The following is a 21,299-nucleotide window of genomic DNA, read 5'->3' on the forward strand; positions in this document are numbered from 1 at the left end:
AATTGGAGGAAGTAAAATGAGTAAAAAAGTATTAATTGTAGGTGGAGTTGCTGGTGGCGCATCTGCTGCAGCTAGACTTAGGAGATTAGATGAAAATGCAGAAATAATTATGTTTGAAAGAGATGAATACATTTCCTTTGCAAACTGTGGCCTGCCATATTATATTGGTGAAACAATTAAAGAAAGAAGCAAACTATTAGTCCAGACCCCTGAGGCTATGAAAGCTAGATTTAACATAGACGTTAGAAATAATAGTGAAGTAACAGATATAAATGTATTAGATAAAAAAGTTACAGTTAACAGCAAAACTAAGGGAATATATGAAGAATCCTATGACTATTTAATATTGTCACCTGGAGCAAAGGCTTTAAGGCCAAACATTCCTGGAATAAACAGTAGTAAGATTTTCACCTTAAGAAATATTCCTGACACAGATTCAATTAAAGCCTATGTGGATAAAAAAGGTATAAATACCGCTGTTGTAATTGGCGGAGGCTATGTTGGTGTTGAAATGGCTGAGAACCTTAGAGAGAGAGGTCTATCTGTTACTCTTGTGGAAGCTGCTCCTCACATACTTGCACCCTTTGATTCAGATATGGTAGTTATGGCTGAAAAAGAATTATCTGATAATGGTGTAGGACTTTTATTAGGTGATGGTGTTAAAGCCTTTAATGAAATAGGAAGTCAAGTTGAAGTTACCTTAAATAGTGATACTAAGCTTACTTCTGATATAGTAATTTTAGCTATAGGAGTAGCCCCTGATACAGCTTTTATTAAAGACAGCGGACTAGCTTTTGGCCCTAGAGGTCACATTTTAGTAAATGAAAAGATGGAGACAAATATAGAAGGAATATATGCTGTAGGTGATGCTGTAGAAGTAGTAGATTTCATAACAAAACAAAAATCTGCAGTGCCTTTGGCTGGTCCTGCTAATAAACAAGGAAGAATTGCTGCTGATAATATAGCAGGCTTAAATTCAACATATAAAGGCACTCAAGGTACTTCTATTATAAAGATTTTTGGACTTACAGCTGCAGGAACAGGAGCAAATGAAAGAACACTTCAAAAAGCAAATATTCCATACAAAATAATTTATGTGCACCCTGTATCTCATGCTTCTTACTATCCAGGTGCTATACCAATGTCCCTTAAGCTTATATTTAATGAAGAAGGAAAAATCTTAGGGGCTCAAGCTATCGGTTATGATGGTGTAGATAAGAGAATTGATGTAATAGCAACAGTAATAAGACTTAATGGAACAATTAATGACTTGGCTGAACTCGAATTGTCCTATGCTCCCCCATTTTCTTCTGCCAAAGACCCTGTAAACATGGCAGGTTTTGTAGCTCAGAATGTATTAGCTGGAAACACCCATGTTATAGCATGGAAAGATTTAGAGCAGCTTAATAATGAAGATTATATTTTAGTAGATGTTCGTACTGAAGAGGAATACAATAATGGTCATATAAAAGATGCAATAAATATTCCTGTAGACAACTTAAGAGAAAAGTTAGGAGAATTAGATAAAAATAAGACTATAGTTGAATACTGTCAAGTAGGCTTAAGAGGATATGTGGCAGATAGAATATTTTGTCAAAATGGTTTTAAAGTTTATAATGTAACAGGTGGTTATAAGACTATAGCTTCATTAAATTATACCCCAGATAAGCTTACTTCAGAGGATGCTGACAGAGACAATCATAGTTATGCAGCCTTTACTATAGATCCTGATACACAGGCTGTAAAAAAAAATGAAGACCAAAAGGGAAATTTCGATAAAGCTATAGATGCCTGTGGACTTTGCTGCCCAGGACCACTGATGCAGGTTAAAGCTTCAATGAATGATTTAATGGATGGTCAAATTCTTAAGGTTTCTGCCTCTGATCCAGGTTTTTACGAAGATATTAAAGCATGGTGTAAAAGAACTAACAATGAATTAGTTGACCTAAATAAAAATGGCGGAAATATCGATGCTTTTATAAAGAAAAGCAGTAAAAATGAAATTGTAAACCAAAATATAGATACCTTACCTGCAAAAGATAACAAAACTATGGTTGTATTTAGCGGAGACTTAGACAAGGCAATTGCATCCTTTATAATTGCTAACGGTGCAGCTTCTATGGGTAAAAAAGTTACAATGTTCTTTACCTTCTGGGGACTTAATATATTAAGAAAGCCTGAGAAAATAAGTCTTCAAAAAGGATTTATGGATAAGATGTTTGGAATGATGATGCCTAGAGGAAGTAAAAAATTAAAGCTTTCTAATATGAACATGATGGGCATGGGCGGAAAAATGATAAGAATGGTTATGAAGGACAAAAACATCTCCTCTTTAGAAGAATTAATTCAATCAGCTATTGATAGCGGAGTTGAGATAGTAGCTTGTCAGATGTCCATGGACGTAATGGGACTTAAAAAGGAAGAACTTCTAGATGGAATTAAGATTGGTGGAGTTGGCTATTACCTAGGTGAAGCAGAAGATTCTAACGTGAATTTATTTATCTAGACAATTTAACAAATAAAACCAGCCGTCAGTAAAAATATGCTTTAAAACATATTTTTACTGACGGCTAATTATTTTTATTCAACTTTTCCTAAAACAAAGCTAATAAGTAATATAAAAAAAACTAAAGTTGTGATTTTAACATATAAAAAATCTTTTTCTCTAATAAAAACTAAGATAGATACTCCAACTCTAAATACAGGTGTGAGAATAAGTATTATAAGACCAACCATTATTATAGCAAAGGGTTTTAAAGCTATAAAGCCTCTAAATATCTCTGATAAGGCTGAAGGAAAATAACTTCCTGAATACCCACTGTTACCCGTTACTAAATACATAGTAAGCCCTACAAAAACTATTATTGCGCTTAAAAGTACACCAAATCTAAGAAAATTGCTTATTATTATCTCCATTTCTTCTATTTTATTGTTTTCTTTATTCATAATAATCACTCTCCTGCTCCCTTCTATTTAGTAAAACCTTTAATAATCATTTGAATGGAAACGAAGGCTAATACAGGAATAAAAATCATCCTAATAGTTTTACTTCTTAAATTCTGCATTATTTTAGTTCCTAAGGTCGCTCCAATAAGTACACCTAAGGCCACAGGTGCAGCTATTTTAGGATCAATGTCACCTCTTAATAAGTATACTCCAGCGCTAGCTGCCGCGGTAACCCCAATCATGAAATTGCTTGTAGCACTAGAAACCTTTAGGGGCAGCTTCATGAATAAATCCATGGCCATAACCTTAAATATTCCGCTTCCTATGCCCAGAAGTCCAGATATTACTCCTGCAACATACATCATTCCGAAGCCCCCATAAACTCCAGTAACATTATAATCTATATTTTTCTTTAAAGCCTTATCATAATAATTGCTGTTTAACTTAAGCTTATTTGCTATTGGATGATTCTCTACATTCTCAGGTAATTCCTGAGCTTTTTTCTGCAGCATGGCCAGGGCAGAATATAGTAGTAATATGCCAAAGATTATGTATAGGTATTTTGGATTAATTAAGCCGCTAATGAATGCTCCTGTTATTGCACCAATAGTTGTTGCTATCTCTAAAAACATTCCAATTCTAATATTTGTAATCTTGTCTCTTATGTAAGCTACAGCTGCTCCGCTGGAAGTTGCAATAACAGATACTATACTAGCACCAATAGCATATTTAATATCAATGCCGAAAAGTAAGGTCAAAGCCGGCGTTATTATTATACCTCCTCCAAGTCCCAATATAGAGCCAAAAATCCCTGCAATGATTGATAAAATTAAAATTTGCAGCGTCAAAGTAGTCATAATAATTCCCCTTTCTGTATATATTAATTAATGCTATCTTTTACTCTTTATTCATGTTTATTCTTTAATATAATATAAATACTAATGTACCTTACTTTCCTAAAATCAATTCCTTTTTAAATAATGAAAGCCCCAATTTGGAGCTTAAAATACATATTGAAGATTATTTATAGAACTTATTATATCTCTAATTTTTCATATATAAGTAAATCATTATGTATTTACGTTATTATAGTTTATAGGCAATGTTAATGCTGATTTTATCTTCATGATTTTTTTATAACAATAATTATCATTTTATGTGGAAGTTTTCTTAATTTTATTTCTTCTAGAAATTTCATTTTTAATTACAAATCCAGCTACTCTATCCCTATCTATTTCATGAATATAAACATACTTCATACATAATAACGAACTAGTACCATTCTTATAATTTGGATCAATTCTTAATATCTTGCATAATACATCAAATTTATTAGGTAAATAAAGACAAACCAGAACATAATCCCCTACTTCACATTTATCCTCTGCTAAAATAGAAATACCACCTGCACTGATATCTTTAGTTAAAGCTTTCTTAATTTTTAAAAAACAGCCTTTTGGTATATCCAATATTGTATTGTAGTTGCCTTTAGGTAGTATACAATATCTTACTCCAAATTTAAGATTTATTCTAAAAAATCTTCTTCTATCAACTTTCTTTTCTATTAATGGTGTGCTTAATACTAGTATTAATTTATCTCCTTCTTCTTTCAGACCAAGAATCTTTGAAGAACATTCATAAGCACAGCTAGAATTAGTAATTCTTATATTAATATTTTCATAATCTCTAAATAAATCAATATTTTTAACTGAAACAGCAATAACTAAATTGTTCTTATAAATTTTAATTATTTCACCTTCACATTCATTTTCTAAACTATAAACCTGTGCCTTAATTTCTTCTTCTTCAAAGCCTTTTGGATCTTCTTTCACAACATGTATTACTTCATGTCTTAGAAACAAATAAACAGTTTTAGCTAATGACTGTTCATCAAGTACTAAAAAGTCCCCTTCTAATAATTCATTATCCAAAATAGCCATTCCCCCATTTAAATTACCATATATAACAGCTTACAAGTAAAGATTGTATAATTATATAAGTATTACTATTTATATACAAAGTATAATATTATATAGTACATAAAGCAAGAAAGGATCATTGTAGTTTAATAAGTAATATAAATAACTTTTATGGAGATACTATAATCTATAAAATAATAGAAAAGGTGTAGATATAATGAAGGATTATTTTGATAACCTTGATGTAATTGAAAAAAATCTTAAATACTTAGTTAAAAATCATGGCGAAATTTATGATGCTTATGAAAACTTTGGTAAGTTGGTCCATGAAAAGGGAGGTCCCCTAGATGAAAAGACACGCTGGCTTATTAAAATAGCTTTATCAACTGACTGTCAGTATGAATACGCCTTAAGAACCCATATACTTAAAGCTTTAAAGAGCGGCTGCACAAAGGAAGAAATAGAGCACGCTATACTTCTAGTTGCACCGACTGCAGGATTCCCAAAGATGATGCAGGGACTGCTTATTCTAAGGGATATCATTGAAATTGAATAATAATAAAAATAATGGGGTCTAACCCCATTTTATTTATCAAACAATTTAATAAAATTCCTAGCAATACTCGAGATATTTTTATTTTTAAGCCATATCAAGTTTAACCGAGATTCTATTGTGGGATTTATGATTTTTTTAATTTCTAATTTTATATTTGAGGTAAGATTTGAAGCAGTAACGGGAAGTAAGGCAATACCAATTCCAGCCTTTGCCCAGCTTAAGGATGACATAGTATCATCATTTCTGCATATTATTTTAGGCTGAAAACCTTCTTTCTCACAAGCATTTCTTATCATATCTTCATATCTGCGGTGTATTATTAAAGGTTTATCTTTTAGCTCAATAAGGGGAATACTTTTTTCCTTATAGTTAGAATCATAAAGTTCTGGTGCAGCTATGGTTACGAAGTAGTCATTTAAGTGTTGACCTAAGTTATCCTTTAAAAAAATAGATTCATAAGGACTTGAATTAAAGGGTTCTCGTACAAAACCTAGATCTACAACTCCACTATTTAGTAATTCTATAATTCTAAAGCTGTCTCCTTCCCAAAGCTGAAAATCAATTTTATTATATATTTTACGAAATTCACTAATTTTATTAGGTAAAATTGTTATACCTGAGGAACGAACAGTTCCAATACTTAAAGTTCCTTCAATGCCTTGATTTAAATGTTTCAGTTCATTTTCAGTTGACTTTAATAATTCAATCATCTGTTCAGCTTTATTTTGGAGAATAATTCCTGCCTCTGTAAGCTCTAAATTTCTGCTGTTTCTATTAAATAAAATTACATTTAATTCTTCCTCTAACAGCTTTAACTGCTGACTAAGGGGCGGTTGTGATATGTTTAAGCGCTTCGCTGCTGCAGTTATCTGTCCTTCTTCTGCAATTGCTAAAAAATATTTAAGTTGTCTAATATCCATAAGATACCTCTCTTTAATCTATATAAATAAAATATGGATTCATTCAATTATTATATTTTTAATATAGATAACTTCTTGCTATAATGATAGAGGAAAAAAATATATTTTACAAGCTAAAATGTAGTCAAAAGGTGGAATCATAATGAATAAAAATTACATAAGATTATTTGGTGTAGGCCATTTAGTTACTGATATTTATCAAGGTGCTCTGCCTGCAATGCTTCCCTTTCTTATATCCAATAAGAACATAGGCTATGCAGCAGCAGCTTTTTTAATTTTTGCCGCTAATGCTAGTTCCTCAATAATACAACCCCTATTTGGAATTTATTCTGATAAAATCTCAGCTCCTTGGGCTTTACCCTTAGGCTTATTGTTAGGTGGCCTTGGGATTGGCTTAGCTGGAATAATGCCAAGCTATTATGGAATTTTCATTTTAGTAGGCTTAAGTGGTATTGGAATTGCTTTATATCATCCAGAAGGAGCAAGACTTACAAATAAGTATGCTGGAAAAAATAAAACCTCTGCAGTAAGTATCTTTGCTGCTGGTGGAAATATCGGATTTGCTGTTGGCCCTATTATAACAACTGCGGTGTTAATGTTATTTGGTCTCAAAGGCACAGTTCTACTAAGTATACCAGCAATTATCATGAGTATCATTCTTATGACCCAAATAGCTAATTTTTCAAAACCAGCTGAGAATGTAAGCAATAATACTTCTAACAGTAAAACTACAGAAGTAAAACAGAAAGATGAATGGAAACCATTTATTAGGTTATTATTAACTTTACTATGCAGATCCATAGTTTTCTTTGGATTTAACACCTTCCTTACACTCTATTGGATGAAGGATCTGCATCAAACTGAACTTGCCGGCAGCATAGCATTATCTACTTTAATAGTAGTTGGTGCAGTAGGAACTTTATTTGCTGGAAAACTTGCTGATAAAATTGGAAATAAGAAAATAATAATAACTGGTTATTCTTGTTTATTTCCATTATTGTTGTTATTCTTAAATATAAAAAACCCAATAATCTTAACAGTGATTTTAATTCCGATGGGTCTTTCACTCTATGCTCCCTATAGCCCAATGGTAGCACTTGGACAAAAATATTTGCCTAATCATGTTGGACTAGCCTCTGGAGTTACTATGGGACTGGCTGTTACCATGGGTGGAATAGTCTCTCCATTACTTGGTTTAATATCTGATCACTACGGCATTCATGCGGCATTATCCTGCCTTGTCATTATGCCTATTATTGCAGTAATATTAGCTAGTAAATTACCGCAGCCAAATATTGATGTTAAAGAAAAAGAAGTATTAAGAGGAGCAGCCTCATACTAAAAATGGCATCCCTATGGCTTATTACCTATTTATGAATAAATAAGTAATAAGCCATAGGGATGCCATTATTTACACAATTGACCCAAGTAGTAGAATACCAATATTATCATTATATATTTCGTTAAATTGTGATATAGGTAATGGATTTTTTCCTATACCAACTTCTATTGTAAAACCAGGTCTTCTAAATTTATCTATAAACCAATCTTTATAACCTGCATAGGATACGATACCGTAAGTTTGTGCAGGAGTGTATCCGCTAACATCCGCGAAAAGTTTTACTATTCTCGCTGAATCTTCAGGTATAATATTTAAGTAAGTCCAATATATAACTTTTCCTTGACTATGATAAGCAATAACAAGCCTAAAGTTATGATTTCTAGTAAAGTCTGCTACTGCTTTACTTTCAGGTTCAGATTCTGGCTTAGTTCCAGAATACCTAGTAGGTCCTGGTCCATAAACTCCGTAGCTTGCTTCAGCGGCTTTTGAAAGTTCCCAAGAAGCATCATAATTATGATTAAGATCAACTCCTCTATTATTTGCCTCCCAGTTAGTAGAAAAATCAGTGCTTCCCTTATTCCATTGAATTAACCTGGAATAGTAAGGATTATCTCTTTTAAGTCCATTAATAACCAAATCAACTCCATCTGGATTTACCATTGGAAGTATATAAATTGTACTTTGCTTCCATATATCTCTAACATTATATCCCCTTAAATTGCCCCCTTCTACATAAGCCTCTGAGAAATCTTCTATAAACTTCATTAGAAGCACTGAAGTAATCCACTCAAGTCCGTGATGAGCTCCATTATAAAAAACTTGATTTGGTCCAGTACCAAGTTTTATATAATATAAATTTTTTCCAAGAATACTTTTTCCTGCTGTTCCTACCTGCATAAAAGGATATCTTGCCTTTAAGCCTTGTATATCTCTTTCCATAATATCATAAGTATAGCTAATATTAGTGTCAACAACTTGAATACCATATGGAATTACTAATCTTTGCCCAATGGTTAAATTATTTGCATTTATTCCTGGGTTTGCTGCAAAAATCTTATTCATTGTAGTGTAATACTTTCTTGCAATACTATAAATAGTATCACCTGGTCTTACATTGTAAGTATCATAGCCAAGTAAAAACCTTTGCAAAATACTAAAGGTTTCTACCCCAATAACTCCATCTTCTGTTAATCCAAAATTTTTTTGAAATTGCTTCACTGCCTGCTCAGTTTTTCTCCCAAATACTCCATCTATTAATCCAGGATTGTAGCCAATTCTTGATAAAACTGATTGAATTTCCATAACATCTGAGCCCCTGGAGCCCATACTTAAAACTCTCATAAATACTCCTAATAAACTAATGTTATTACTAGAATATGATTTATTCTAAAATATGTTGCTTAAAATATCATTGACTTCTAAGCTTTAGATTTACGTGTACATAAGTTATTTAAATTGAACTCCATTTACTTTAGGGGTTAAGACTGAGAATTTAAAGCCTTGGCCCTTTAAGCCTTTTATAATGTCAGGAAGAGCCTGAGCGGTAGTTGTTTTTGGTTTGCTGTCATGCATTAGTATAATTGCCTGTTTTTTATTTTTGGATCCATTTAAAACTTCATTTATAATTTTATCTTTAGCTTGAGTAAGAACGGATGCATCTGTAGAATCCACGTTCCAATCAAAGTATTTAATGCCTATCTGTTTTTCATACTTTGTAAGTTTATCCATGAAATCCACTCCACCATAGTTATAACTTACATGGTTATTTGACCCCCCCGGAAAGCGAAGTATTTGTGTCCTAATGCCGGTAATTGCAAATAGAAAATCATCTAACTTTTGCTTATCATTATTAAAGCCCTCAATTGTCTTATAGACTGCTGCATAATCGTGTGAATAGGTGTGATTTGCAAGAGTATGTCCCTCATTTACTATTCTCACATATATAAGCTTACTTTCTGGATGTCCATTAACAAAAAAAGTAGCTTTAATATTATTCTCTTTCAGTATATCAAGAATTTTAATGGTGTTATCAGATGGGCCATCATCAAAAGTTAAATAAGCTGTTTTGTCAGTTCCGGTATTAGTAGCAGTTTGATTACTTGCATTTGCAGCTTCTAATTTCTTTTTCAAATCAGCATTCTCATTTTGTAATTTATTATTACTTTCTATTAGCTTTTGGCTATTTAAATTCAGTTCTTCTATTTTTGAATTTAGCTCCACATTTCTTTCTCTAAGGTCATTTCCCTCATTAAGCAGCTCTTTATTAGTTATCATTAAATCAGTTATTTCAGAATTTAGTTTTTCATTACTTTTAGAAAGCTCAGCTGTTTTATCACTTAATAAATGTATTTGTTCCTTACTTTTATAATCTGAAAAAGTAAATAATGAACATAATATGATTGCCATAGCTAAGATCTGCTTTCTATAAACTATCATAACACCCCATCCTACAGAATTTTTATTGGTTTATGTAATATTTTCTGAAGGTTTATAACTAGGAGATGTTAAAAAAATATCTAGATGAGAGAAGATTTCAAAAATGTTTGTCCTAATCCTAAATTCAAATATACTAATACATATTATGCAGTAAGGATTTGTTTGGTTTATACATGGAAAAAATATTATTTTTTATCCTCTTCTCTTCATATTATCTACACATTTCTATGCTAAAATTTCAATACAAGTTATACAAGGAGGTGTCAAAATGTTTGGTACAGCTTTAGCTCAATGTATACATATGTGTGGTTTTCACGGGCAAACTCTGGCAGAATGTATAAAAATGATGATATCTATGTAGTAAGACTTTATAAGAATTTAATACTAATTCATCAGCTTATAAACTATAATAGATTTTTAGACATGGATTATGTCAATAATTTAAATTAAGAAGAGTTTGATCCTTGTAAATAATTTTTTTAACTACATAGAATAAACAAAAGCTTGGTTTTTAATCAAGCTTTTGTTTATGATTTCTTATATTATTCTTATAAACATTTATTATTATTATAGACATTAGCTTTTATCTTTGTTGAAGTAACCAGTATAGTAATTAAATATTATTTCTTCTTAAATTCATTATTATCCAAAATAATAACCTCTGACTTATCTTCCTCTGCTTCCTTCTTTGTATGATTTACAAGTTTTATAATGTTCTTATAGGATTGTTTTGCTCCCTTTACAAGCAAGGGCACTCCTATAAAATCAATTTTTAGCCACCTAGAGAATAATCCACCAAAGGTCATTGGTAATGGAACAGTTGGTGAAGTATTGGAAAATATAATTTTCTCATTTAATAGGTCTTCTTTATGAAGCATTGAAGCTAAATTATATAAACCTGGAATTAAAACCTTTGAACGTCCCCTACCTACAACATATACTTTGTTTCCATCCTCATCAGTTCCATAATGAAAGAGTTCACCACGATTTCCATATTCCAACTTGTTAAAGTTAGGCAATTTTAGTATTTCATCCTTAGTTGGCTCTCGGGTTTCATCCAACATTTTTAAGTGATAAGCAATTGCTAATATGGATGAGTGGGTTCCCCCATAGCAATTATATATGTATATCATTTAAATCACCTGATTTCATATTTTTTAGCTTTCTTTTAATAATTGTAGTATTTTCATTAAAAATTGATATTAAACATATTTTCTCTAATATCTTAAATATTTCTACAATCTTTTATGAATAAATTAATTTCTTAATAATTTCATGAGTGTATGGGCACTTCCATTAGCATTAAGAATATCATCATCTGTAAGGCCTGCCATAGAAGCAATATCATAAGCTCTACCAAAATTCCCTACATCCTCAGATTTGTGTGCATCACTTCCCAATGAAAATTTAACACCCATCTTCTTTAATTTTTTTATTGTTTCTATATCCATATTCCTATGGCCTCTGTTAATTTCCAAAGCGGTATTACTTTCAATTGCAACTTTACCAATTTCCATAATATCTGGATTAACATGCTCTAATGGATGATTTAATATAGTAATATCGTATTTTTTAATAGTATTAATTGCAGCTTCTGTATAGTTCTTAAGTAAAAGTGGATTATGTAGTGCTCCAGGATGATACCCTACACAAATTATATCAAGGAAATCAATTATATTATCATTAACATCTATATCTCCTTTTCTACTGATAATATTACATTCTACACCAAGAAGAATCTTAAAGTCATTTTCCTTTAATAATGAACTATTATTCAAATCATCAAATATTTTACGTAATTCTTTATATTGATTTAGTTTCATTCCGAATGTAATATGCCTATAACCATGGTCTGTTATGGCAATTTCCTTTAACCCTTTTTCTATTCCAGCTTTAACATTAGATTCAATGCTACCTTTAGCATGTTCTCCAAAAATAATACTATAAAATGGAATATGCCCTTTTGCAATATTAGTATGAGTATGATAATCAGCAATAATCTTTAAGCTCATTTTATTATCTCCTTAGAAGTAAATTGCATTTTTTAAGGGCACTCAAAATGAGTCCCCTTAAAGTTTTACATTGCTCTTCCAGGTATTATGGCATCTATAATACCTATTACTATAGCTGCCAGTATTGCTCCTATTATTGATGTTGTCATATTTGGTACAAAAAATTGTGCTATATAAATTATAATAACTGATATAACAAACCCTTTAAATCCTTTTCCAAAAGGTGATGCATCAACTTTCATAAAAGATTCAACTAAAACATCTAATACTGTTATTACTACGGCAGCTATTAAAAAAGACCATATTCCACTAATAGAAAAACCCGGGGTGAGATATGAAGTTACCACCAAAACTAAAGCAACTAAAACAAATCTTCCAATCCAACCAAAAAAACTTCTTCCATTTGACGCTTCTCTGTTTTCATTACCATTATCTCCCATAAATATTCCTCCTAAAAAATAAAGTTATTTACATTAACAGTATTCCCAAATATCAAAAAATAAATTAATGCTTGTGTGTAAATAAGATTATTTTTAATAGCATTTTAAGAATTCAAATATATAAATTGCTTATGTAATGCTTATGAACCATTTTATTTTGTCCCTATTTTTAAAATTAATTAGATATATAACTATAAGAGGAACATATTGAATAAGATGTTTATAAGTTGTAAAAAATAAGATAAACTATGATTTTGATTATATGAGAGGTGGTATATATACATGAGTAATATGAATGGCATTGGTGTAAATATACCAAGGAAAGAAGCTTTGGACAAAGTAAATGGCACAGCCAAGTATACTGATGATACGATTTGTCCAGGGATTTTACATATAAAAATACTAACAAGTAGTTTCGCTCATGCGAATATTAAATCAATTAATATATCTGAAGCTAAGGTGTCGCCAGGAGTTCAAGCTGTGATCATAGGAAATGATATTCCAATACTCTGTGGATCAATTATAGAAGATAGACCCCCAGTAGCCATAGATAGGGTCCGTTATTATGGTGAACCTATTGCAATAGTTGTTGCTAATAGCGAGCAGGAAGCAATGAGAGCCTTAAAACTAATCAATGTTGAATATGAGCCATTACCTATAATTAATTCAATTGAGGATGCCTTAAAGCCAAATGCTGCCAAAATACATGAAAAATTAATGGATTATAAAAAAGTGGTTGAGGATGTTTATCCTGAAGAGAATACCAATATCTTAAATAAAGTACAAATAAGAAAAGGTGATATTATTAAAGGTCTAGCTGAAAGTGAAGTTATTGTAGAGGAAACTTTTTCACTACCACAGTCAGATCATGTTGCAATGGAAACAAGAAATGTGAGAACTCAGATTATGTATGATGGAAGAATAATAATTTATGCTTCTTCCCAAGCTCCCTACTCTGTTAAGAAATATATAAGTAATTTTTTTAATGTTCCAGAAGGAAATATAATTGTAAAAGTACCATTTGTTGGTGGATCCTTTGGCGGTAAGACTACCTTACAGCTGGAAGTTATCGCTTATATTGCTTCAAAGGCAGTAAATGGCAGAATGGTTAAGATAGCTAATACGCGGGAAGAAGATTTTAAAACCTCACCATGTAAAATTGGGCTTGAAGCAAACTTAAAAATGGGAGCAACTAGAAATGGAATTATAAAAGTTCTTGAAGCCAGTTATATGGTTGATAACGGGGCTTATGCAGATACAGGTCCACGTATTGCCAAAGCCATTGCAGTTGATTGTACTGGTCCATATAATATTGAGAATGTATGGTGCAACTCAATTAGTGTTTATACAAATCATACTTATGTTACTTCTTATCGGGGATTTGGTCATGCAGAATATACTTTCTGTATTGAGCGAATGATTGATAAATTAGCAGCGAAGCTTAATATGGATCCCCTTGAATTAAGGATTAAAAACTGTATAAAACCTGGACACTACACACCTACACAGGTAAAAATGACTATTAGTAATATAGGAAATCTTGAAGGTTGTATAAGTAAATTAAAGGAATTAATAAAATGGAATGATGGACAAATAATAAAAACAAAAGAAGGATTGATAAAAGCCAAAGGAATGGGCTGTTTCTGGAAAACATCTGATTCTCCTACCAATGCTGTTTCTGGAGCTTTTCTAACTTTTAATACAGATGGCAGTGTAAATCTTAATTGTGGCGCTGTTGAAATTGGTCCAGGAATGAAAACAGCTTTAGCACAGATACTTGCTGAAAAATTAAAAATGAATGTAGCTAGAATTTTTGTTATGATGGGAGTAAATACTCAAGTTTCCCCTGAACATTGGAAAACAGTTGCAAGTACCACAACCTTCATGGTTGGTAGAGCAGTTATTAAAGCAGCTGATGATCTCATAAACCAATTAAAGAGCTTAGCTGCTGTTGTAATGAAATCACCACCTGAAGACCTGGAAGTTGCAGAAGAAAAAGTGTATTTAAAACAAGATCCAGAAATATACGTATCCTTTAAAGACTTAGTTGATGGATATAAATATTCAAACGGCTTATCAGTTGAAGGGCCTATACTAGGTCGTGGTAGTTTTATAATGAGCCATATTACTCAATTAGACAAGGAAACTGGGAAAGGCAAACCTGGATCCTCATGGACAGTAGGTGCTCAAGCAGTTGAAATTGAGTATGATCCAATTAATTTTACCTATAGGCTAATAAAATCCATAACTGTTATAGATGCAGGTAAAGTTATTAATCCGCGAACTTCAATAGGATTGTTAATGGGTGGAATGAATATGGGATTTGGATTAGCTACCAATGAAGAGTTTATTTATGACAATGCTGCAATTTTACAAACAACTTCTCTACGTACCTATAAACCAATGAGATTTGGTGAAAATCCAGAATACATAATTGAGTTTATTGAAACTCCCCAGATCGATGGACCCTTTGGAGCTCGCGGCCTTGCAGAACATGGTATAATTGCAATTCCAGCAGCATTTGCTAATGCTTTGTCACTTGCTGCTGAAGATGAATTTGATTATCTGCCAATTACACCAGAAAAAATTTGGAAGACTAAAACTGGAGGAAAATATGATACCCTTTGATTTTGAATACTATAAACCAGATAATGTTGAAGAAGCTGTTAATTTATATAGGTCGTTACATGAAAGCGGGAAGAAGCCTTTATATTATGGTGGAGGTACGGAAATTATTAGTATGGCAAGAGCTTATAATGTTGAAACTGGCGCAGTAATTGATATAAAGGGCATTCCAGAATGTAATATTCATGAAATAAGAGAAAATAGCTTGGTTATTGGTTCTGCAGTTACACTAACACAAATAGCTGAGTTTAATTTATTTCCAATATTAGGATTAACAGTACAAAGAATAGCTGATCATACCATACAAGATAAAATTACTCTTGGTGGAAATATAGCAGGAACAATTATATATCACGAAGCTGTACTTCCTCTTTTAATATCTGATGCTAAGGTTATTATTGCTAATTCAAACGGAAGAAAGCAGTTTTTGTTAAAGGATATATTTGATAAAAAAATACACCTTAATAACAGTGAACTTATTGTAAGTATATCCTTAGATAGCAGGTTTCTTTCACTGCCTTATTTACATGTAAAAAGGACTAAAAATGATAAGATAGATTACCCTTTAATTACAATGGTTGCTCAAAAAGATAGTAATTGGATAAATATTGCATTTAGCGGCCTCTGCAGATACCCATTTAGATCTGCTATAATTGAAGATTATTTAAATGATAATAACTTACCTCAAAATAAAAGGATCAATAATATAATCAATAATATTCCAGCTGATATATTAGATGATTTAGCAGGAACTTCTGATTTCAGAAAATTTACGCTGCAAAAATTGCTTATTGAAGTTTTAGAGAAGCTGGGGGGATGCAATAATGCTTAAGATCTCTGGTAAAACAATAATAAGTTTAAATATTAATGATGAAGATAGAGAAGTTGTTGTTAAACCATCAGATGTTTTATTATATACACTTCGTGAGAATTTAGGCCTAACTGGGACTAAGCAAGGCTGTGAAAATGGAGACTGCGGCGCTTGTACAATTCTTATTGATGGATGGCCCATAAAATCTTGCTTAATGCTTACGGTTGAAGCAATAGGTAAGAAAATAACTACAGTTGAAGGTTTAATAAATGAGCCCGTACAAACAGCTTTTGTAGATAATTGGAGTTTTCAATGTGGATATTGTACATCGGGATTCCTTATGGTTTGTCATGCCTTGTCTAATATACATGCAGATGCAAATGACCATGTTATAGAGCAATGGCTGCAATCTAATCTCTGCAGATGTACCGGTTATGAAGAGATAAAGGATGCTATTAAATCTGTATTAGCATCTAAAAATACCAAATAATTTAGTAAATAATAATATAAAATGCATAGTATAATTGAATTTTTATTCTCAAGACTAACTATGCTTTTTTTAATTTATATAATATCCTCCATTATCTTATCTAAATTAATCATTTCATTAAAAAAGATTTTTTTATGAATGCTTATAATATAATCAATATTTTCATTGGGTATTGTAATATTACCCTCTTTTTTGTCATTAATATAATTTATTATTTTTATTTGTTCAAAGGTAAATGAAAGTGTAGAGATTAAATTTTCTAGTTTATTTCTTAGCGGAATATACTTTGAGTTATGCCTTAATTCTTTTATATATATCTTTAGCTGTTCTTTCATTGTATTTAGATGTGATTCTATACTATCCAGCTCATTTTTACCTTCATAAAAATCTTTCTTTTGAGCTATAAGTAACAAACTTTCTTGTATACCTTTTGACTCTTTTTTAAATATTTTTATCATATCTGGATTAAAAACATAATTGTTTACAATTGTTGTTATACCTATGCCTATAAATGTATCAAGGAGTCTATTAAAACTATAATCAATGGCCGAAAATCCTTTAGTACCCACGATAATGGAACAAAATACAAGACATGCAATAGATGTAGTACTATCCCACTTGAGATAATCACAAATATAAACAATTAATATTACTCCAATTCCAACAAGTAATACAAGCATATTCTGAGCTGGAGCAATTACAAGTAGAACACCAATTAAGGCTCCAATGATGCTGCCAATGATTCTGTTAATTCCAAATTTAATAGTTTCTCCAAAGAAAGTTGATATTGGCATTACAGCAGGTAGTAAAACAAAAAACGGAAATTTAAGTTTTAATAAAGTAGAAACTAGCATACATAATGAAGCTGAAAGTCCAACTCTAATTGCTTTTCTTTTTAATTCCATAACTTTATCCCCTTCTTCAATATGATAATTACTTCTTTGTAATAACCATATAATCTCCACAATTAAGCTGAACGACTTCTGCTCTTAAAGCCCTTGAAATATCTATAGTAATTTGTTTTTGCTCTTCTATATTATTAGCAACTAAAATTAAAGGATTACCATTTTGTGCTCTATCTTTAGATAATGTTATGTAAGCTGCTATTTCATAGCCTGTGTTATATGAACCAGATGCCATAATACTCAATCCCTTCTATTTATTAAAACTCGAGTCCATCAATCTATAATTTTTCTTTATGCTTTCTAAAATAGGAGTCTTTTTTATTGTTTCGATGAATGCCAATTCATCATGAATAATAGGAACCATAACTACTGCAATTCTACCAGTTTCATAATCACGCCTTGTATAGTGATATCTCTTAAGACCAAGTATTCTGCAAATCTCATACAATATTGCTTGCCTTTGACCATTATGATCTAGTATTCTGCTGTAGTATCTTTCTTTAGGATAAATAATAGCTGCAATACCGCTGCTTTCAACTAATTTTCTAGAAGCATCCGTTCCTAAATGATTCGTCACAAATATATCCTCTACATATAGCTCAGAATTTTTAACTGTTATAGCAGCTATTTTTATTTCTGCAATGTCTCCTACAGATTTACCTTTTGAGAATATTCTAAGAAGGTATATGGAAATTATTCCTGACGATATACCACATAGTATATTTATTATCATTGCTTTATCAGTTATAATATGCATTGTTAAGCTTGAAATTAATGCAGTAAGTAAGGAAAAGTAATTTCTTGCTTCAAAGGTTTTAGCTATACCATCAATATAGGCCTCTCCTCTAAATACATGTTCAACATCTTCAAGGTCTTGAAGACTCTCTTTTTCTATTCTTCTTACTTCCCTGAACTGTTCTGCAGCAATAAAAAGGAAGGTAATTGCACTGAAGTCTTTAGCAAGTAGTGCGGGAATTGCAATAGCACCAATACCTGAAGAAATAAACCCTGTTACTAAATGAATTAGGTATCCATTTGGATAACTTGGATATTGCCTGTAGTCAATAACTAGAGTAATATATCTTGCAAAAGTTCCGCAAAGTATTGGTACTAATATTAAGTAAATATGATACTGTGATATCATTTCTTTTTCCATGGAATCCTCCGGCAGAAATTCTAGTCTCTTAATATTTCTTTATCTGATTTAATGTCTGCTTCTATATCCTTATTTCCTATAGTTTCCTTGTGTATTGGTGTAATACTGAACCCATCAATACCATAAGCTGTCATACTATTTATTTGATTTTCTATTGCTTTATTTTGATTATTAATTATCTTATCTTTATATTTCATTTTTTTCACCTCAATCATTATAATTACCTTGGTGCAGTTTAATATTCATATATGAAAAAAGCTGTAATCAGGAACCATTTTTGAATCTCCCCCTTTATTTATCTTCAAAAATTAAGCCGATGTAAGTAAAACTTTTTTGGAATATTTTTGTGCTTAACATAAAATCGACAGCTTTCTTTATCATTATTCTAATATAATAGATTAAGGGCATAATTGGTTTTTTGCTGAAATAATCACTACTAAAAAACAGGAGGTAAATATGAATAAAAAATGTATAATATGCAAAAATAGAAAATCATGTTTAACTTATGATTTAGGCGGCTTACATGATGGTGAATGGTGCAGCAAATTCATAGAAGAACCTGAAATTACAGAAGAAGAACAAGAAAGACAACAACAAGAGGAAGTAAAAAATAAATCTATAATTGAAAAATTAATAGAGAAAATAAAACATAGTTGATTTAAAATGTTCTGCGCATTTAATAAAAACATTTAAAAAATCCCCCTCATGACCGCATTATATCTATACTGATCATGAGGAGGAAAATATTTTAATTACTTTTATCATTATCTTCAGCTACATTACTTCATCAAGTTCTCAATCTTATAAAAGGAAAAATCTTTCTTGTCCCTATTTCGGGATGCCTGCTGAGAAATATAATAAACCAACTTGTTAGTATGATACCTTTCATTACACTGCTGAGGCTTATGCTCCACCAAACCCCGGATAAACCCAATCCTGCTGATAATAGTATTGCACTTGGAATTCTCAAGGTATTAAAAATAATACCATTTAGAGAAGGCGGTACTGTTCTTCCAAGTCCATTAAAAGCTCCTGCAGTGGTTATTTCTATACACATAAAAAATTGTGAAACCCCAAGTATTCTAAGATATACTATTCCTTCTTTTACAACATTCTTCTCCCGTATAAAAATCGAGAAAATTGGTCCTGGTAAGAATATTAAGAGACTTGACGTTATTAAACCTATAACAGAAATAATGCCTATGGCTGTAAAATATCCCTTATAAATTCTGTCCCACTTTTTCGCACCTAAGTTTTGACCCACAAAAGCGGCTAAAGCTGTTTGAAAGCCTCCAGCGGTCATCCAGGATATGGACTCTATTTGTGAACCCACACTTTGCACTGCAATAGGAGTAGGCCCCCAATTCGAAAGTATTCTTGCAATTATCATAGCTATTAACGTAAAGGCTCCACTTTGTAGCGATACAGGCAACCCAAATCTCACTATCTTACTCATATGGTTCCAGTCAGGTTTTTGTAGAAAATGAATTCCCTTAAAGTAATTAGTTCTTTTCAATATAACAAAAATATAGATTGATGTTGCAACAAATTGGGCAAATATAGTTGCAATAGCTGCTCCGGTAACCTCAAGCCTTGGGAAAGGCCCTATTCCTAATATTAGTAAGGGGTCCAGCGTTATAGCAATTGCCAGCCCTATAGTGTTGATTAAAAAAGGCGTCCTGCTGTCTCCATGTCCATTAAAAATAGCTGTAAGTACAGGAGGCAAAAAGAAAAACACCATACCCAGTGATATTATGCCTAGAAAACTTGATGCATTGTTTATAATATCATCGCTCTTGAGATTAAAAAAACCTATAAACTGTCTTCTAAATATGAATATAGAAACACCATAGAGCAGTGCTAAAACCACAGTAAGCTGCAATGAATGTCTTATATAGCTTTTAGTTTCCTCTGCATCCTTCTTTCCTACTGATTGTGCTATTCCAACTGCAGCACCTATTTGCGGAATGGTTATGAAAGCAAAGGCAAACCAGGTAAAAAATCCCGCAGTTCCAACAGCTGTAACAGCTCTTGAGCCTAAAATTCCAACCCATAGCATGTCCGCCAAATTATAGGCCATTTGTATAAATGATGTTCCCATAATAGGCAGTGCTAAAATTATTAATTTCTTTAAAATCTTGCCCTCTGTCAAATTCGTATTCAAAATTTTATATCTCCCTTAAGTACACTGAAAATAAATTCAACTTAAAAATGCTTATTCAATTATAGCATACTTAATAATATATACCTATTTTTTCAAATGAAAATCTTATTACCTTAAGATAAAAAGGCATCATTTCATCATAGTAACCCAAGACCATCTTTGTTCTCTCATTAATTTGTAGTTTTCTCGTTCAAAAAACCGACCTTACTTATGATACGGTTCACTGTATCTTATTCTAAAGTTCAATAAGTTGCTAAAAATATAAGTTGACTGAACTTCCGATTATAGACATTATCAGAATAAGCTGGGATTTATCCTATTATACAATGTTCTACAAATAACAATAATTTCCTCCATAGTATATTAGAACTTACCATGGACCTAAAAAAGCTACAATCTTTTGAGATTGCAGCTTTACGGCCAACTGTTTCATAGTTATTTGCAATTCTCTTTTACAATTATTCATGATTTTATTTTATTTGGCATCTTAATTCCACCTTTCTAAGTTTTGGTTCTAATACTTCGGATTAATTTACCATTGTTCAACCATCATATTTTTATGACTAATTAATCATAT

22 protein-coding genes are annotated in these 21,299 nt (G+C 31.5%); 8 read left to right on the plus strand and 14 right to left on the minus strand.

Annotated elements, in window-relative coordinates; translation table 11 throughout:
* The first annotated feature begins 16 nt into the window (after positions 1 to 16).
* On the plus strand, positions 17 to 2,506 hold the full coding sequence (locus ACJDUH_RS09510; protein ID WP_406764918.1) for a CoA-disulfide reductase: 2,490 nt from the start codon (positions 17 to 19) through the stop codon (positions 2,504 to 2,506).
* A gap of 74 nt (positions 2,507 to 2,580) precedes the next feature.
* Here the strand turns inward: ACJDUH_RS09510 and ACJDUH_RS09515 are convergent, their stop codons facing one another.
* From ACJDUH_RS09515 to ACJDUH_RS09525, 3 genes are all read right to left on the minus strand, one after another.
* A complete protein-coding gene (locus tag ACJDUH_RS09515) occupies positions 2,581 to 2,946 on the minus strand; it encodes a DUF1634 domain-containing protein (RefSeq protein ID WP_406764919.1) in 366 nt (121 codons plus the stop codon).
* A 23-nt stretch (positions 2,947 to 2,969) separates the two neighbouring features.
* The gene (locus ACJDUH_RS09520) at positions 2,970 to 3,803 is read right to left on the minus strand and encodes a sulfite exporter TauE/SafE family protein (RefSeq protein ID WP_406764920.1); all 834 of its coding nucleotides are present in this window, start codon (positions 3,801 to 3,803) and stop codon (positions 2,970 to 2,972) included.
* Between the two features lie 297 nt (positions 3,804 to 4,100).
* On the minus strand, positions 4,101 to 4,877 hold the full coding sequence (locus tag ACJDUH_RS09525) for a flagellar brake protein (protein WP_406764921.1): 777 nt from the start codon (positions 4,875 to 4,877) through the stop codon (positions 4,101 to 4,103).
* 205 nt (positions 4,878 to 5,082) lie between these two features.
* On the opposite strand from ACJDUH_RS09525, the gene ACJDUH_RS09530 reads away from it, so the two are divergent.
* Positions 5,083 to 5,421 carry a carboxymuconolactone decarboxylase family protein gene (locus ACJDUH_RS09530; protein WP_406764922.1) on the plus strand — a complete coding sequence of 113 codons (339 nt, stop codon included), beginning with the start codon at positions 5,083 to 5,085 and terminating at the stop codon, positions 5,419 to 5,421.
* Between the two features lie 29 nt (positions 5,422 to 5,450).
* On the opposite strand, the gene ACJDUH_RS09535 is transcribed toward ACJDUH_RS09530, so the two are convergent.
* The gene (locus tag ACJDUH_RS09535) at positions 5,451 to 6,341 is read right to left on the minus strand and encodes a LysR family transcriptional regulator (RefSeq protein WP_406764923.1); all 891 of its coding nucleotides are present in this window, start codon (positions 6,339 to 6,341) and stop codon (positions 5,451 to 5,453) included.
* Between the two features lie 142 nt (positions 6,342 to 6,483).
* Between ACJDUH_RS09535 and ACJDUH_RS09540 the strand changes: the two genes are divergently transcribed.
* On the plus strand, positions 6,484 to 7,683 hold the full coding sequence (locus ACJDUH_RS09540; RefSeq protein WP_406764924.1) for an MFS transporter: 1,200 nt from the start codon (positions 6,484 to 6,486) through the stop codon (positions 7,681 to 7,683).
* A gap of 69 nt (positions 7,684 to 7,752) precedes the next feature.
* Here the strand turns inward: ACJDUH_RS09540 and ACJDUH_RS09545 are convergent, their stop codons facing one another.
* The gene (locus tag ACJDUH_RS09545) at positions 7,753 to 9,024 is read right to left on the minus strand and encodes a M14 family metallopeptidase (protein ID WP_406764925.1); all 1,272 of its coding nucleotides are present in this window, start codon (positions 9,022 to 9,024) and stop codon (positions 7,753 to 7,755) included.
* 105 nt (positions 9,025 to 9,129) lie between these two features.
* Positions 9,130 to 10,119: a polysaccharide deacetylase family protein gene (locus ACJDUH_RS09550; protein WP_406764926.1), complete on the minus strand. Its 990-nt coding sequence runs from the start codon at positions 10,117 to 10,119 to the stop codon at positions 9,130 to 9,132.
* A gap of 291 nt (positions 10,120 to 10,410) precedes the next feature.
* Between ACJDUH_RS09550 and ACJDUH_RS09555 the strand changes: the two genes are divergently transcribed.
* Positions 10,411 to 10,569, plus strand: a complete 159-nt coding sequence (locus ACJDUH_RS09555; RefSeq protein ID WP_406764927.1) for a hypothetical protein — start codon at positions 10,411 to 10,413, stop codon at positions 10,567 to 10,569.
* Between the two features lie 170 nt (positions 10,570 to 10,739).
* On the opposite strand, the gene ACJDUH_RS09560 is transcribed toward ACJDUH_RS09555, so the two are convergent.
* The 3 genes from ACJDUH_RS09560 to ACJDUH_RS09570 form a co-directional block, all read right to left on the minus strand.
* Complete coding sequence (locus tag ACJDUH_RS09560) at positions 10,740 to 11,252, minus strand: DUF3189 family protein (protein ID WP_406764928.1); 513 nt, start codon at positions 11,250 to 11,252, stop codon at positions 10,740 to 10,742.
* A 123-nt stretch (positions 11,253 to 11,375) separates the two neighbouring features.
* Complete coding sequence (locus ACJDUH_RS09565; RefSeq protein ID WP_406764929.1) at positions 11,376 to 12,131, minus strand: PHP domain-containing protein; 756 nt, start codon at positions 12,129 to 12,131, stop codon at positions 11,376 to 11,378.
* A 65-nt stretch (positions 12,132 to 12,196) separates the two neighbouring features.
* A complete protein-coding gene (locus ACJDUH_RS09570; protein WP_406764930.1) occupies positions 12,197 to 12,571 on the minus strand; it encodes a phage holin family protein in 375 nt (124 codons plus the stop codon).
* A gap of 282 nt (positions 12,572 to 12,853) precedes the next feature.
* On the opposite strand from ACJDUH_RS09570, the gene ACJDUH_RS09575 reads away from it, so the two are divergent.
* From ACJDUH_RS09575 to ACJDUH_RS09585, 3 genes are read left to right on the plus strand one after another with little or no spacing between them, the layout of a single operon-like run.
* On the plus strand, positions 12,854 to 15,199 hold the full coding sequence (locus ACJDUH_RS09575; RefSeq protein ID WP_406764931.1) for a xanthine dehydrogenase family protein molybdopterin-binding subunit: 2,346 nt from the start codon (positions 12,854 to 12,856) through the stop codon (positions 15,197 to 15,199).
* Positions 15,186 to 16,028 carry an FAD binding domain-containing protein gene (locus tag ACJDUH_RS09580; protein WP_406764932.1) on the plus strand — a complete coding sequence of 281 codons (843 nt, stop codon included), beginning with the start codon at positions 15,186 to 15,188 and terminating at the stop codon, positions 16,026 to 16,028. The genes ACJDUH_RS09575 and ACJDUH_RS09580 overlap by 14 nt, the downstream gene beginning before the upstream one ends.
* Complete coding sequence (locus tag ACJDUH_RS09585) at positions 16,021 to 16,497, plus strand: (2Fe-2S)-binding protein (RefSeq protein WP_406764933.1); 477 nt, start codon at positions 16,021 to 16,023, stop codon at positions 16,495 to 16,497. The genes ACJDUH_RS09580 and ACJDUH_RS09585 overlap by 8 nt, the downstream gene beginning before the upstream one ends.
* Positions 16,498 to 16,571: 74 nt before the next feature.
* Here the strand turns inward: ACJDUH_RS09585 and ACJDUH_RS09590 are convergent, their stop codons facing one another.
* From ACJDUH_RS09590 to ACJDUH_RS09605, 4 genes are read right to left on the minus strand one after another with little or no spacing between them, the layout of a single operon-like run.
* Positions 16,572 to 17,402 (minus strand): FUSC family protein, encoded by an 831-nt coding sequence (locus ACJDUH_RS09590; protein WP_406764934.1) that lies wholly within the window; start codon positions 17,400 to 17,402, stop codon positions 16,572 to 16,574.
* Between the two features lie 28 nt (positions 17,403 to 17,430).
* Positions 17,431 to 17,637: a capping complex subunit for YIEGIA gene (locus tag ACJDUH_RS09595; RefSeq protein WP_406764935.1), complete on the minus strand. Its 207-nt coding sequence runs from the start codon at positions 17,635 to 17,637 to the stop codon at positions 17,431 to 17,433.
* Positions 17,638 to 17,652: 15 nt separating this feature from the next.
* Positions 17,653 to 18,558 (minus strand): YIEGIA family protein, encoded by a 906-nt coding sequence (locus tag ACJDUH_RS09600; protein ID WP_406764936.1) that lies wholly within the window; start codon positions 18,556 to 18,558, stop codon positions 17,653 to 17,655.
* A 20-nt stretch (positions 18,559 to 18,578) separates the two neighbouring features.
* Entirely contained in the window at positions 18,579 to 18,755 is a 177-nt protein-coding gene (locus tag ACJDUH_RS09605; RefSeq protein WP_406764937.1) for a hypothetical protein, read from the minus strand.
* A 259-nt stretch (positions 18,756 to 19,014) separates the two neighbouring features.
* On the opposite strand from ACJDUH_RS09605, the gene ACJDUH_RS09610 reads away from it, so the two are divergent.
* Positions 19,015 to 19,215, plus strand: a complete 201-nt coding sequence (locus ACJDUH_RS09610) for a hypothetical protein (protein WP_406764938.1) — start codon at positions 19,015 to 19,017, stop codon at positions 19,213 to 19,215.
* A gap of 130 nt (positions 19,216 to 19,345) precedes the next feature.
* Here ACJDUH_RS09610 and ACJDUH_RS09615 read toward each other — a convergent pair whose 3' ends face one another.
* Positions 19,346 to 20,722: an MATE family efflux transporter gene (locus tag ACJDUH_RS09615; protein ID WP_406764939.1), complete on the minus strand. Its 1,377-nt coding sequence runs from the start codon at positions 20,720 to 20,722 to the stop codon at positions 19,346 to 19,348.
* Between the last annotated feature and the right edge of the window lie 577 nt (positions 20,723 to 21,299).

It is taken from the genome of Candidatus Clostridium radicumherbarum, from assembly GCF_045310525.1.
GTDB lineage: Bacteria > Bacillota > Clostridia > Clostridiales > Clostridiaceae > Clostridium_AT > Clostridium_AT radicumherbarum.

Bases quoted from the DNA above. Each gene is read 5' to 3' on its own strand.
- ACJDUH_RS09555 (WP_406764927.1), top strand. From the start codon at position 10,411: ATGTATACATATGTGTGGTTTTCACGGGCAAACTCTGGCAGAATGTAT.
- ACJDUH_RS09545 (WP_406764925.1), bottom strand. From the start codon at position 9,024: ATGAGAGTTTTAAGTATGGGCTCCAGGGGCTCAGATGTTATGGAAATT.
- ACJDUH_RS09565 (WP_406764929.1), bottom strand. From the start codon at position 12,131: ATGAGCTTAAAGATTATTGCTGATTATCATACTCATACTAATATTGCA.
- ACJDUH_RS09515 (WP_406764919.1), bottom strand. From the start codon at position 2,946: ATGAATAAAGAAAACAATAAAATAGAAGAAATGGAGATAATAATAAGC.
- ACJDUH_RS09520 (WP_406764920.1), bottom strand. From the start codon at position 3,803: ATGACTACTTTGACGCTGCAAATTTTAATTTTATCAATCATTGCAGGG.
- ACJDUH_RS09570 (WP_406764930.1), bottom strand. From the start codon at position 12,571: ATGGGAGATAATGGTAATGAAAACAGAGAAGCGTCAAATGGAAGAAGT.
- ACJDUH_RS09560 (WP_406764928.1), bottom strand. From the start codon at position 11,252: ATGATATACATATATAATTGCTATGGGGGAACCCACTCATCCATATTA.
- ACJDUH_RS09575 (WP_406764931.1), top strand. From the start codon at position 12,854: ATGAGTAATATGAATGGCATTGGTGTAAATATACCAAGGAAAGAAGCT.
- ACJDUH_RS09530 (WP_406764922.1), top strand. From the start codon at position 5,083: ATGAAGGATTATTTTGATAACCTTGATGTAATTGAAAAAAATCTTAAA.
- ACJDUH_RS09585 (WP_406764933.1), top strand. From the start codon at position 16,021: ATGCTTAAGATCTCTGGTAAAACAATAATAAGTTTAAATATTAATGAT.
- ACJDUH_RS09610 (WP_406764938.1), top strand. From the start codon at position 19,015: ATGAATAAAAAATGTATAATATGCAAAAATAGAAAATCATGTTTAACT.
- ACJDUH_RS09590 (WP_406764934.1), bottom strand. From the start codon at position 17,402: ATGGAATTAAAAAGAAAAGCAATTAGAGTTGGACTTTCAGCTTCATTA.
- ACJDUH_RS09595 (WP_406764935.1), bottom strand. From the start codon at position 17,637: ATGGCATCTGGTTCATATAACACAGGCTATGAAATAGCAGCTTACATA.
- ACJDUH_RS09600 (WP_406764936.1), bottom strand. From the start codon at position 18,558: ATGGAAAAAGAAATGATATCACAGTATCATATTTACTTAATATTAGTA.
- ACJDUH_RS09535 (WP_406764923.1), bottom strand. From the start codon at position 6,341: ATGGATATTAGACAACTTAAATATTTTTTAGCAATTGCAGAAGAAGGA.
- ACJDUH_RS09580 (WP_406764932.1), top strand. From the start codon at position 15,186: ATGATACCCTTTGATTTTGAATACTATAAACCAGATAATGTTGAAGAA.
- ACJDUH_RS09510 (WP_406764918.1), top strand. From the start codon at position 17: ATGAGTAAAAAAGTATTAATTGTAGGTGGAGTTGCTGGTGGCGCATCT.
- ACJDUH_RS09550 (WP_406764926.1), bottom strand. From the start codon at position 10,119: ATGATAGTTTATAGAAAGCAGATCTTAGCTATGGCAATCATATTATGT.
- ACJDUH_RS09540 (WP_406764924.1), top strand. From the start codon at position 6,484: ATGAATAAAAATTACATAAGATTATTTGGTGTAGGCCATTTAGTTACT.
- ACJDUH_RS09605 (WP_406764937.1), bottom strand. From the start codon at position 18,755: ATGAAATATAAAGATAAGATAATTAATAATCAAAATAAAGCAATAGAA.